This is a genomic window from Methanosarcina baikalica, from assembly GCF_031461075.1.
GTDB classification, from domain to species: Archaea; Halobacteriota; Methanosarcinia; order Methanosarcinales; family Methanosarcinaceae; genus Methanosarcina; species Methanosarcina baikalica.
This window is the reverse complement of the sequence record NZ_JAVKPK010000044.1, coordinates 1-13,433: the sequence shown is the minus strand read 5'-3', so window position 1 is coordinate 13,433 and position 13,433 is coordinate 1. Positions and strand designations below refer to the sequence as shown.

Genomic DNA, 13,433 nt, shown 5'->3' with positions numbered 1-13,433 from the left:
CCTGAAAGATTAAAGATTTTTTAAAGGGGATAAAAAAGGTAGAGTGAACATGGAAGAAATGCTCAGGTTTGAGTTCCCTGGCCTGAGAAGAAGAAAGAAGGATTTCACAATAGTATAGTGAAACTGGAAACATCCTTTATTAATATGTTGTAAAGTTTTCAAGGAATAATGCCTTATATATGGTAGCCATACCTGTATTCTGTAAAGTGGCTGTAGATACCAGGAAAAGCCTTCTGTACTTGAAAATGTTCTCTTAAAGCAGGCCGTTTTTCAAAAACAGGATTCCTTACATCTGTTACCAGATCTGATAACAAAGAGAGAATCTTTGTATACAAAATAAGAATGTTATTGTATCCAGACCTGAGTTGAAAAACCGTTATTAAGTGATAGGGCATTTAGAATATTTACCTGGAATCAAAGGTAATTCCCGTTCTATTCCGATATTGCTAACTGATTTATGAGAATTATTATGTAACTAAAAAGTTTGGCGAGGGAGTAGTACTCAGGTGGAATTTTGTTTTGTTGCTGTGATGCGCTCTGCACTGGCGCGCTCAATCCTCCATACACTGCAAATAAACGCAACATGTAGTAAAGAAACGAAAGCATTCAATAAAGAAACGGTAACTAAAAATCAGATTAAAAATTAGAGTAAAAAGCAGAGGTGCGTAAAGCATGGAAAAAATAATCGTCTATACAACGGAGCGCTGTCCGAAATGCAATAAATTAAAAAATTTCCTGGAAGCAAACTCAGTGGCTTTCGAAGTAGCAGACATGGCTACTCCTGAAGCTCTCACCGAACTGCGTTTCAACGGAGTTTTCACAGTGACTGCACCTGTTTTACAGATCAATGATACTTTCCTGACTCACGAGGAACTCTTCCGTGGGGAAGAAGTGAACCCTGAAAAAATCCAGGGGATCTTATGATGAAAGCGGTCTGAAAATTAAAAATAACTTAAATACATTTGCAGATTCCATCCTTAAAACAGTTAGTGAAGATGAGAAAATGACAGGCGAGATTCTCTTACCCGATGACCAGTTATCTGACAACCAGCCAGTGCAAAAAACACTTGACGGGCTGTCCGTCTCCCCCCTCCCCAAAGTAAGGACAACAGATGGTTTCATTCTTAACTGGGATAGGAACATAATTGTAAACCAGCTCCTGAAAGAAACGAAATTAAGCGAAATCTTCTATAGCAGCCCTGCAATCACGAAAGAAGAAGCCGTTGATATTGCAAAAGAAGCGGAAAAAATAATTAAAAAGATGAATATCAAGTTTCTCTCAGGTCCTCTTATCCGGGAAATAGTAAACAATATCCTTCTTGACAGGGGACATGTAGAATGGAGAAATATCATGACCAGGGTCGGGGCTTCTGTCTACGACGCCTACGAAATAGATACCGGATACGGCTTTGAGGCAAATGATAATGCAAACCAGCTGAACAATGCCGAAACCTCACATAAAAGAAAAGCCGACAAAATGTCCAAGGAGCAAAATCTCCTTCTGATGCCAAAAGAGCTTGCCGACCTGCACCTTAACGGGGACTTCCACATCCATGACCTCGAATATATGGGCACAAGGCCTTTTTGCCAGGATTGGGATCTGCGTTATTTCTTTTATTACGGACTCATGCCTGATGGGGTAGGAACTCAATCCAGTGTGGCAAAACCTGCAAAAAATGCCGAGGTAGCTTTCCTTCACGCGGTAAAGGCTATGGGCTCGGCTCAGACAAATTTCGCAGGTGGGCAGGGTTTTTACAATTTTTTGACCTTTATGGCTCCCTATCTGGAAGGCAAGTCAGAAACCGAGATCAGGCAGCTTATGCAGATGTTTGTCTATGAAATGATGCAGATGATGTGCGCAAGAGGCGGACAGACTGTCTTTTCATCCGTACAGCTTTCCCCGGGTGTCCCGAAGCTCTGGAAAAATATTCCAATTGTAGCTATAGGGAAGGTCTGGGATGGCAAACAGGCTCCCCTCAGAACCTACGGAGAGTTCGAAAAAGAAGTTCGGCTTGGGTTTAAAGCTATGATGGACGTTATGCTTGAAGGAGATGCCTGGGGCAAGCCTTTCAGTTTCCCTAAGCCCGAAATTTCCATTGAACCTGACTTCATTGAAGAAGATGAAGAATTCAACAGTACTCACCCTGACCTTCCAACTTACAAAGAGCTGTACAGGATAACCTTCGAACTGGCTGCCAAATTCGGGACTCCATATTTTGATAACCAGCTTCCAGAGTACAGAGGTGCAGGAGAGGGGATTTCATGTTACCAGTGCTGTGCCTACCAGTTTTCTTCAAACCCTACAGATGATAAAGAATTCGACGACAAGCTCCATTTCAGGAATGGGAAACACTTTTCAATGGGCTCATGGATGGTCATGTCTTTAAACTGCCCCAGGGCTGCATACAGGGCTGAATATGACGATGAAAAGCTTTTCAATGAGTTCAAGCTCCTTATGAATAGGAGTGTAGAAGTTTTCAAGATCAAACGAAAATGGATGAACAGCCTGATCAAGAAAAACAGAATTCCCTTTGCAGCCCAGTGTCCAAAGGACCCTAACACCGGGGAAAAAGGAGTAATGGCTGTGGATTTCGACAGCCTTGTTTACACTATCGGAATAGTAGGGATTAATGAGATGGTCCAATACCACACAGGTTATCAGATCCACGAGTCTCCTGCTGCATATAAGCTTGCGATCAGGGCTATGTTTGAAATGAAAATGCACGCTCAAAAGCTTTCACAGGAAACTGGTATGGAAATTGCTCTTGCAAGAACGCCTGCGGAAACGACCGCCCAGCGTTTTGCAGTCTCGGACCTTCTGCATAGGGAATATGCCGATAAAGCAGAACTCATAATTAAGGGTGATTTGAAGGCCGCAAAGCAAAAGTTCAATGAAACTCACGACCTGCCCATTTATTATACGAATGGAACACACGTATCACCTGGTGCAGACATATCGCTGCCTGACAGAATAAAGTATGAGCACACTTTCTTCCCGATTGTGGATGGCGGAAATATCATGCATATCTGGCTTGGAGAGGGAAAGCCGGATCCTGATGGCCTGCAGGAGCTTGCCATGCATATAGCAAAGAATACCCAGACAGGTTACTTTGCTTTTACCAGGGACATGACTGTGTGCATTGACGAGGGATATGTGGCCGATGGCCTGCAGGACAGATGCCCGAAGTGCAGGTCTGAGAACGTGCAGCACCTTTCAAGGATCACAGGATATCTCCAGTCAGTAGAAGGCTGGAACAAAGGCAAGCGCCAGGAACTCCTGGACAGAAAACGATACAAAACAAGAGAACTCAAGTAAGAGTTCCTTTAATCCTTTTTTATACATAGGATTATGAGAAAAGGTAAGCTATGAAAGTAAACTATGCAGGCACTGTCCCAATCTCAACCCTGGACTGGAGAGGAAAGGCTGCAGTCACGATCTTTCTTCAAGGATGCCCTCTTCGTTGCCCCTACTGCCAGAACCATCCTTACCTGGAGGAGCCCTGTAATATTGTGGAACTCAATTTTGTAAAAGAGCAAATTAAAAAATCGAAGCCCTTTGTGAGTGCGGTTGTTTTTTCCGGAGGAGAACCTCTAATGCAGGCGGCAGTCGTGCCTCTTGCGGAGTTTGTAAAAGAAATAGGGCTTGCAATTGGAATTCACACAAACGGCTGCTATCCTGAAATGGCACGTGAACTGGTTGAGAGAAAACTGGTTGATAAGTTTTTTATTGATGTAAAAGCTCCCCCGGATAATCCCGGACTTTACGGAAAAGTTGTGGGCTGCGGAGAATACGAAGCTGTCAAAAAAACTCCTGAAGAAATCACTGCATCTGTCATAAAAACGATCGAGATCGCTGATTCCTGCGGGCTGGAACTGGAGCTCCGGACAACACTTATCAGGGATTTTATCGGAACTGGAGAGGAAATTTCCAGCATAGCTTCCTGGATTTCGGAACATGTGAAAAACAGGGAAGTTACCTATGTCTTGCAGCAGGGAATTCCAGAATACAGCCTTAAGGAAAAGCTCAGGAAAATAAGGGTTTTAGAAAGGGAAGAATTATATGAACTGGGAAAAGCAGCAAAAAAATTTATGAAAGAAGTGAGAATAAGGACAGAAGAGGTCGGGGAAGAAATTATTTGACTCATATGATATCAACTCATATGACATCACATGATTCCTGATACTTTATTGATACTTATCCTGCACTTTTCTTTTTAATTTTCTTTTGTTTCTCTTCAAAAATGCTTTAATCTATATTTCCAGCTTTTGAATATTTTCCTCTTCAGCCTTTTATAGAAAATCACATTTTAGGTTCAAATGAATTTGAAGTTTACAAAAGTCTTATGCATCTCAAAAGATAAAGGGCACATGTGAAACCCCTGAAAGGATTTATTCATTCAATGCCCGTGGACAAGTGTTAGAACTTTTGGAATAATGCCCCCATTGAATACTGAAACTTTCTCTGTTGATACTACTAAATTTTTGTGTAACTTCCAGCATTACATAAATTAGGTAAAGGAGAGGAATTCAGTCCGTTTTGGCCTGCAGAGGGCACATATCTATAAAAAGGAAACCAAAAATTATCGTTTTCAGAAAAGATCATGAAAGACATAAAAGTATCTTCAGTCGGAGAGCGAGCTCTCATCTCCCGCTTGTCTGAGATTTTCAAAGCCCCCGATGGCAAGGAGAAAGGACAGGAAGGAGTCCTTATAGGTGCAGGTTCAGATGACTGTGCCGTCCTTGACCTGAAAGGCGAAGACTGCCTGGTTGTTACTACAGACATGTTGCATAGAACCACAGATTTCCCGGAAGAAATGACTCCCTGGCAAATGGGGTGGATGTCTGCAGCCGTAAACCTCAGTGATATCGCAGCCATGGGTGCAGAACCCACAGGGGTTGTTATGGCAATTGGCATGCCTGCAGATACCGGAGTTGCTTTTGTCGAAGAACTTGCAAAAGGTATGCAGGCATGTGCCGAATTCTGCGGAACTGCAGTTATCGGAGGCGACCTTGACACCCACGTAGAATTGACAATTACAGGGACGGCACTTGGCAGGGTAAAAAAAAGCCAGATCCTTCTTCGGCGCGGAGCAAGGCCAGGTGACCTTGTCTGTGTTACAGGATATACAGGATCTGCCGGAGTAGCTCTGGAGGCACTCCAGTCGAAAAAGCCTGTAAGTGAAACTATCTTGAAGACTCTTTTTGAACCCATCCCGCGCACGAAAGAAGCCCGCAAACTGGCCGAATCCGGAGCAGCCACATCCATGATGGATACGAGCGACGGCCTTGCAATGTCCCTTTACGACCTTGCCAGACAGAGCCATGTGGGTTTCAGGATCCGGGAAAATACCCTTCCCATTCTCAGGGAAGTCAGGGAATTTGTTTCAAGTTCAGAAAAACTGACGGAACTTGCCCTTTACACAGGTGGAGACTTCGAACTTCTTATTACAATTGACCCACAAAAGCTGAAAAAAGTACAAAATATATGTAACTTAACTGTTATAGGAGAATGCACGAAGTATGAAACGGGCATTGTGCTCGAATCCCCCGGATATAAGCTTACAACTATAGAACAGCGAGGATACCAGCAACTAAAAGCCGAACCCGTTGATAAATCTTCCTGATTAAAAACTAACTCAACCCCCATAAAGCAAAAACCTGGAATGAGAAAAACAAAAAATTAAGAAGTGTTTATATATTTTTGAAACAAGCTCGATTGATAAAGCTCACAAAGATCACAAAATAGAGCAGATTCCAGGCTAAACTGACTAACTTATAATAACATAATTTATGCACAAGGTTAAGAAGGATCGATTATGAAAAAAGCTAGTTTACAGATATTTACAGCAATTCTGGTGCTAGGGTTATTTTGCGGAGCTGCAATTGCAGCCCCCAGTACAGTATCAGACCCTACACCCTCACAGAATTCGACTGTTACAGGGACAATAGGTGCAACTCAAGCATTTACCATTCCTTTAAACGAAAACGCGACTGTCATATGGACTGAAGATGGTGTGGACAAAACAGTACAAACTGATAGCGAAGATGTTGCAACTCTCACTCATGTCTTCAAGTCGGGTTCGTACCAGGTGACTGCTAGAATAGAAGGAGTCGGGCAAATAGCAGCCTGGAATGTAATCGGCACTGAAGGTACACTGTCAATTACAAAAACAACTCCTGAGAAAGATAAAACTACAGGAATAGATGAAACCCAACAATTCAGTATTGAGACAAACAAGGCAGCAGACTTTACCTGGTACATGGACGGACAACTAGTTGATTCGGCCAGTGAAGTAACGTCAGATACGTATCAAAAGGCTTCGTCTTCAGCAGCCAAATATAATATCACTGTTGTAGCCCAGAATGGTACGGAAACTGCCAGTTATCAATGGGACTGGACAGTATCGGCAACTGCATTACCAATTAATCTGGATCCTGCCGAAGGGACAGTTGAAGTGTCTCAGGGGAAATCCAAGATTTTCAATGTCAACTCCAGCACAAACGACCAGGACATTAGTGTTAATTGGCTTGTTGAGGGCGACTCACAGAAAATCGAGGGAAATGTAACATCTTCTTCATACGAGTTTAAAGGAGATAGTAAAGGCAATTATACCCTCGAGGCAGTTATCAGCGACCCCAACGGTGTTTCTGATTCATCGACAAAAAAATGGACTGTGAGCGTAGGATCCACAGACGATTCAAGCGGGAACAGGATCTGGGAAGAGGGAATGCCTACAACCTACACATGGGATGCCCAGAGTTACTCAGGCTTCTACTATGACCTTGATACCGGAGTGTCCTCAGAAGAGATGACCATTACGGATATAGGCAGAAGTATAGATTCAGGAAACATTGAATATGTCACAAGACCTACTGAAACTGATTTTGAATACAGTAAATGGGGTTCGTATCAGGTAATCGGATTCATGGCAGACAAGTACTTTGCAGGATACAGTGAAGAAAATTCCACGGTTATAGCGGACGATGTAAGCCCGATTTCCGATGGTATTCTCTCCAAGATTCTCATTGACAACAACGATAAAAAATCTGCTTATACTGGAGACTCTATCGCCCTTGAAGAGGGTTATTCTCTGAACATCTTAGAAGTCGATGTTAATGGAAAAAGTGTTTGGGTCCAGCTCGAAAAGAATGGAGACGTTGTCGATGACGCCTTTGTTTCCTCTGGAGACGACTATGTCTATAAAACCAAACTTGGCGAATCAGAAGACGTACCCATAATCATTGCACATTTCGGCACGGTTTTTGCAGGAAGTGAAACTTCTGCTGCATTTGTTGAAGGGCTCTTCCAGATCTCGGACAATTATGTAGAACTTGAAAATGGAGATCCCTTTGGGGAAATGGAAGTAACATCCCTGAGCAGCAGTGAAATAAAGATGGAGAATGAGGACAATATCGGACTTGATGAAGGAGAGACTATCGACCTCATGGGCAAGATAAAGCTCCAAGTAGCCGATAACAGCGACCTGCGCTTTGCCCCGATCCTTGACACCTCGGAATCCGGTACTTACGAATTGCGTGGGACCGTATATGACGAAGATGTTAATGATGCACTTCCAAGCTGGACACCATTCAACTTTGAAGGTTTCTATTACAATATAGATGAAGGAATAGGGACCGAAAATCTAACCGTCGAAAAGTTTGAAAATAGAGATATACCCTCAGGCGACCTGGTATACAAGTCCACACCCCAAGCTGTTGAATTTGAACACGGCGATTGGGGCAATTTCACGGTTGTTGGGTTCATGGCAGACAAGTACTTTGCTGGGTATCCGGATGGAGCCGTTGACGGGACTGTTGATGATGTGAGCCTTCTTTCGAACAACATCCTGTGCAAAGTCCTTACGGATACCGATGACAAAGAGTCCATGAATTCAGGCTCTGCCCTTACCCTTGAAGATGGTTATTCTCTGAATACCAAGGAAGTCGATATTAATGGAAAAAGTGTCTGGGTTCAGCTCGAAAAAGATGGAGATGTAGTAGACGAAGCTTTTGTCACCTCCGGTGAGGACTACGTTTACAAAACCGACATAGGCAAAGCTACGGATATACCCCTCATTATAGTCCATTTCGGCACGGTTTTTGCAGGAAGTGAGACTTCTGCTGTCTTCGTACAGGGTATCTTCCAGATCTCGGACGATTACACTGAAATCAATAATGGAGATCCCTTCGGCGAGATGGAAGTCAGCAGTGTTTCTGAGAGCGGCATCACAATGAAAAATGATGACGACATCGGACTTGGCGAAGACGAAACCGTCGAGATTATGGGCAATGTCAGTTTCAAAACCGCTGATGACAGTACCCTCAGGTTCTACCCCTTTGTTGAGGTTGCAGGCGGAAGTAATTCTAGCCAGGAACTGAAAATAAGTGTACCTGATGAAATTGTTGTGGGCGATACTTTTGATATAGGAGTGACTGCAGGCGAAAATCCGGTAGAAGGTGCCGCTGTAAAGGTTAACGAAAGTAGCGCAGGTAAAACCAACGCGAATGGGAATGTTGAATACACGGCAGAAAGTGCCGGAGCCCTGAAGTTGACCGCAGAAAAGGACGGATATACGACTGCAAACAAAAACATCAATGTCATTCCTCCTAAAGAGAAAATGACAATCAATATTTCGCCTGAAACGGTTTACATCGGCGACACTATTAATATTGAGGCTGTCAAGGCAATAGGTGGCGATCCAATTGAGGGCGCAAACGTTTCGATTAATGGAAATGCTCTTAACAAAACAGGATCCGACGGAAAAATTGCCTATACAACAGAGAAAAACGGTACCCTTAAAGTGAGTGTAACAAAGGAAGGATTCCTTGGCCAGGATATAAATGTAAAAGTAAAAGACTTTGAAGCCATCTTCAAATTCTCAAACCTGGTAATTGATCCTTTAGAAGTAAGTGCGGGAAAGGATACGAAAATCTCGGTTGATGTCGGAAATACAGGCAATGCTGCCGGAAATAAGAGTATAAAATTATCTGTGAACGGAAACGTAACTGACTCCCAAGAAGTTTCCCTGGATGTGGATACAAATACCACTGTAACCTTTGAACATGTAGAAGAAGCGCCAGGAAACTATACAGTAGAAGTAGAAGGAGAGACCGCAACCTACATAGTAAAAGAAAAGTCTTCTGTGCTGCTCTATGCCCTTGGAGCCATCGTGCTGTTAATAATCGGTGGAGCTGCTTACTTCTTTACTAAAGGCGGTGGGGATATGGCAACACTTCAGAAAAAGGTAGAGGAGCTTATTAAGTCGGTAAACATAAGAAAATAAAGAGACAGGAAAACAAAAAACTTAAAGACAAAAATAAAATAAAATAAAATAAAATAAAATAAAATAAAATAAAATAAAATAAAACAAAATAAAATAAAATAAAATAAAATAAAATAAAATAAAATAAAATAAAATAAAATAAAATAAAATAAAATAAAATAAAACAAAATAAAATAAAATAAAATAAAACAAAACAAAACAAAACTTAAAATTCCCGCGTTAATTCGAAACGCGGGTTCTTTTAATTTTTAAAAACAAGTAATTTTTAAAAAAATTAAATTTGATTCAGCTGTGACTTAAATTTAACTCAAATATGATTAAATTTAGTTTAAATTTAGCTTTTTTTCAGAGTCTTATTCGATATTATCTGGGATGTATTATTACAGGCCATGCAGTAGTTGTTTCTAAGGTTCATTACAGGCTATACAGTAGTTGTTTCTAAGGTTCGATTCTAGTTTTACTCCATCTTTTTGAGTGCAAGTTCGATGGCATCTATAAGGCTGTTCTTCGGGATAATGGTCGTGACGGGAATATTCAGGATTTTTTCTACTGTAGGACTTACTATGGGAGCACAGACCAGGGCTTTTGCTCCATCCCTTTCGGCGTTAACAGCTGCTATTATGGCTTCTTCCATCGAGGTTGCCGAATATTCCCTTATTGTGACTAGCCTGCCAGCAATCTTTTTCTTTGTTTCTACAATATTGTCAAGTACCGAGCGAGCTGCAATTACAGCGATAAAATCTCCACTATCCGACTCTTTGATATCACGGATCGTTTTCACGATCTGACGGAGGGTTTTGATGTTAGGGTCCCGGTTTCCTGATAGAATCTTGTAGAGAGTACTCGGAGGGATATTTGCTTTTTTGGCAAAATCCACGGCAGTGAGATTAAGATCCTCCTTAATTACAACGGAAAGTGTTTTTTGAAAAACTTCATCGGATTCAAACGCGGATTTGATAACCTTGTCTGCAACATTCATAAGATTCAACCTCTAAAATCCTGTAAAAAACTTTCAATTTTCTAAATAATCTACATTTCACAGGAGTTTTAGTCCTGAATGAGAAATATATCCAGATATATTAATACATTTGGGATATAATTAAGGAACGTTTGAGAAAATATATATAGTAAATTTCAAAAAATATTAACATATCAAAGTATATGCTGTTTATTTTCACTGAACATTCTTTTTGAAGGATTACATGACTTTTGAAAAGAGTTTGCGACAAGCTAACACAGAAAAATGAAAAAACCTGTGGCTTTTCCTTAGGGAAGTCCGATTTCAGAAGATATTATTTAGCTAATGAAAGTTATCATTTATAGAAATTATTGAGGTGAAGCTTTGAAAAAATTAGGCGTAATTACACTTACTTTATTACTCGTCGCATTTGCCTTCGCATCCGGCTGCGCGTCCAATAATGGGAACGTATCCAGTAATGAAAACGGAGTTAAAGAAGCCCCTGCAATTACCGAACTGACATTTGGCTATCAGCCAAGCACCCATCAGATCGCATATATGACTGCGGCTGAAAAAGGATGGTGGCAAGCAGACCTTGCACCATATGGAATTAAAGAGATCAAAGAGAATTCGTTCCCGACAGGAGATCCTGAAATGCAGGCTATGATGGCTGGAAGCCTGGATGTAGCCTATGTTGGGGCAGCCCCTGTGCTTACAGCGATTAGCCAGGGACTTGACGCAAAGATTGTTGAGCCTGTACAGATAAATGGCTCAAGTCTTGTCCTCAGGCCTGAATACAAGTATGAAAGCCCCAAGGACTTAAAAGGACTAAAAATAGCTACCTTCCCAGTAGGAACGATTCAGGATACCATTCTCAGGGGGTGGCTCAAGGAAAACGGGCTAGATCCTGAAAAAGATGTTACAATCGTCGGGATGTCTGGCGGAGATGCCATAAGCGCTATCACAGCCAAACAGGTCGCAGCTGTATTCCTGCCACATCCTTCCCCTACAATTGTCGAAGAGCAAGGTAATGGGCGTACCATCGTACAATCTGGACAGATGCAACCAAACCATGCCTGCTGTGTGCTCGTGGTGAGCGGAAAACTTATCAGAGAACATCCTGATATTGTAGAACAGATTGTAAAGACCCATATTAAGGCAACCGAATACAACGGGGCAAACGTGGACGAAGCCGCTGAGATTTTTTCAAATAAGACCAAAGTCGATGTTGAAACCACAAAGGCTTCTCTAAAGGAATGGGACGGAGCCTGGATTACAGACCCGGAACTTATCGAAAATTCAACTGTTGAGTACTCAAAAGCTCAATCTGATCTTGGGTACATCCCGAAACCGCTGACACAAGAAGACATCTTTGATACAAGTTTCTATAAGAAAGCTGTCAGTGAGAAATAAAACAGGAGAAAATATAAAATCAAAACTTAAGTAAGATGTTCAATTGTCTTTGCCTTCTTTAATTAAGGGCAATTTGAACCCTTATTTTTTTCTGAAAAATGAAATCTGCCGGAAAGATAAAAAAGTAAGAATTCTTTTGATTAGCCATGAAAAATAGTTTCATAAAAACAATAGAAGAAAATGGTATTGGAGCATTATCTCTCATAGCTGCAATCATTATATGGCAGTTTACAGCGGATGTGATTATACAGGACAAATTTACTCTACCGAGTTTTTATCATGTAATAATCGCTTTCTTTGCTATTGTCAAAAGCGGGCTAGTTTTCACGGATATATTGATAAGTCTACTTCACTTTTCAATTGGCATTATTGCAGCGCTTGCAATTGGAATTCCCCTTGGAATTAATATGGGATGGTTCAAACAAATAGACAGGGCAATCGACCCTATGATAGAGATATTGCGCCCGATTCCTCCTCTTGCCTGGATTCCCTTTGCACTGGTATGGTTTGGGCTTACTCACCAGGCTGGGGGTTTCATTGTGTTTGTAGGAATGGTTTTTCCTATTATTATCAATACCTACACAGGTATTAAAAACGTACCAAAAATTTATGTTGAAGCGGCAAAGGTTCTAGGCTGTACCCGAAATATAGATCTTATACGTTTTATTGCAATCCCCTCAGCTATGCCTTCAATTGTTGCAGGAATCAGGATTGCCATGGGAGTAGGCTGGATGTGCATTGTTGCCGCAGAAATGTTAGGGGTTAGCACTGAGGGACTTGGGTACAGCCTCTGGCACTATTATTCTCTGCACAAGATGGATTTTGTACTCGTTTACATGCTTCTGCTAGGATTTGTGGGCCTTTTAATTGACCGCTTTTTCAGGCATTATGTAGACGCAAAATTACTGAGATGGACATCAGGAACTGTGGTATAAGATGGGCAGAGTAAGCGTAAAAAATGTTTCACGCACCTTCACTAAAAAAGAAGAGAATTCCGGCACAGAAGCTTTACATGATGTGAGCTTTGATGTTGAAGATGGAGAGTTTATCTGCCTTCTGGGACCCTCTGGCTGTGGTAAGACCACTCTGCTCCGTATCACTGCAGGGCTTGAAACCCAGACTTCAGGAGAAATTACACTCAACGGAGTCCCTATAACGGGTCCGGATCCCAAAAGAGGCATGGTCTTCCAGCAATATTCTCTATTTCCCTGGAGAACGGTTATCGATAACATTACTTTTGGGCTTGAAATGCAGGGAATTAGTAAGGCTGAAGCCCGGAAGCATGTGGATAAGTATATCGATCTTGTGGGCCTGGAGCAGTTCAAAAATAGCTATCCGTATGAACTGTCCGGGGGCATGCAGCAGCGAGCAGCCATTGCAAGAGCCCTTTCCAATGAGCCCGAAGTTCTCCTCATGGACGAGCCCTTTGGGGCTCTGGATGCTCAGACTCGAAATATCCTCCAGGATGAACTTCTGAAGATATGGGAACAAAAACATGTGACCTTCCTTTTCGTGACTCACAGTGTGGATGAGGCGGTTTTTCTCTCAGACAGGATAGTGATGATGACCTCAAGACCAGGAAGGGTAAAGGAGATTGTAAAAGTTGAGCTGCCCCGTCCACGCTGCCGGACAAGTCCCGAAGTTAACCGTTTAAGAGATCGTGTCCTTAAACTTCTGGAAGAGGAAAGGTTCCACAGGTAAATTTTGACACATAAGAAGATAAAACTCGGTATGAAAATGCAAAGAAAATGAACGAAGAAAAGTAAGAAGAAAAGAAG

Annotated in this window: 9 protein-coding genes; 8 read left to right on the top strand and 1 reads right to left on the bottom strand. The window is 41.9% G+C overall.

Going from position 1 to position 13,433, the window contains the following annotated elements; all coding sequences use genetic code 11:
* Window positions 1–672: 672 nt before the first annotated feature.
* The 5 genes from RG963_RS10995 (at window position 673) to RG963_RS10975 (ending at window position 9,284) form a co-directional block, all read left to right on the top strand.
* Window positions 673–924 (top strand): glutaredoxin family protein, encoded by a 252-nt coding sequence (locus tag RG963_RS10995; protein WP_310576323.1) that lies wholly within the window; start codon window positions 673–675, stop codon window positions 922–924.
* Window positions 925–1,003: 79 nt separating this feature from the next.
* Complete coding sequence (gene nrdD / locus RG963_RS10990; protein WP_310576322.1) at window positions 1,004–3,316, top strand: anaerobic ribonucleoside-triphosphate reductase; 2,313 nt, start codon at window positions 1,004–1,006, stop codon at window positions 3,314–3,316.
* A gap of 50 nt (window positions 3,317–3,366) precedes the next feature.
* Window positions 3,367–4,140, top strand: a complete 774-nt coding sequence (locus tag RG963_RS10985; protein WP_310576321.1) for an anaerobic ribonucleoside-triphosphate reductase activating protein — start codon at window positions 3,367–3,369, stop codon at window positions 4,138–4,140.
* A gap of 461 nt (window positions 4,141–4,601) precedes the next feature.
* Window positions 4,602–5,624 carry a thiamine-phosphate kinase gene (gene thiL, locus RG963_RS10980; RefSeq protein WP_310576320.1) on the top strand — a complete coding sequence of 341 codons (1,023 nt, stop codon included), beginning with the start codon at window positions 4,602–4,604 and terminating at the stop codon, window positions 5,622–5,624.
* Between the two features lie 192 nt (window positions 5,625–5,816).
* Entirely contained in the window at window positions 5,817–9,284 is a 3,468-nt protein-coding gene (locus RG963_RS10975; protein ID WP_310576319.1) for an S-layer protein domain-containing protein, read from the top strand.
* Window positions 9,285–9,741: 457 nt separating this feature from the next.
* Here the strand turns inward: RG963_RS10975 and RG963_RS10970 are convergent, their stop codons facing one another.
* Entirely contained in the window at window positions 9,742–10,263 is a 522-nt protein-coding gene (locus RG963_RS10970) for a helix-turn-helix domain-containing protein (RefSeq protein WP_310576318.1), read from the bottom strand.
* 363 nt (window positions 10,264–10,626) lie between these two features.
* On the opposite strand from RG963_RS10970, the gene RG963_RS10965 reads away from it, so the two are divergent.
* From RG963_RS10965 to RG963_RS10955, 3 genes are all read left to right on the top strand, one after another.
* Window positions 10,627–11,655 (top strand): ABC transporter substrate-binding protein, encoded by a 1,029-nt coding sequence (locus RG963_RS10965; protein WP_310576317.1) that lies wholly within the window; start codon window positions 10,627–10,629, stop codon window positions 11,653–11,655.
* Between the two features lie 146 nt (window positions 11,656–11,801).
* Window positions 11,802–12,590: an ABC transporter permease gene (locus RG963_RS10960; protein ID WP_310576316.1), complete on the top strand. Its 789-nt coding sequence runs from the start codon at window positions 11,802–11,804 to the stop codon at window positions 12,588–12,590.
* A 1-nt stretch (window position 12,591) separates the two neighbouring features.
* A complete protein-coding gene (locus RG963_RS10955) occupies window positions 12,592–13,356 on the top strand; it encodes an ABC transporter ATP-binding protein (protein ID WP_310576315.1) in 765 nt (254 codons plus the stop codon).
* Window positions 13,357–13,433 lie beyond the last annotated feature (77 nt).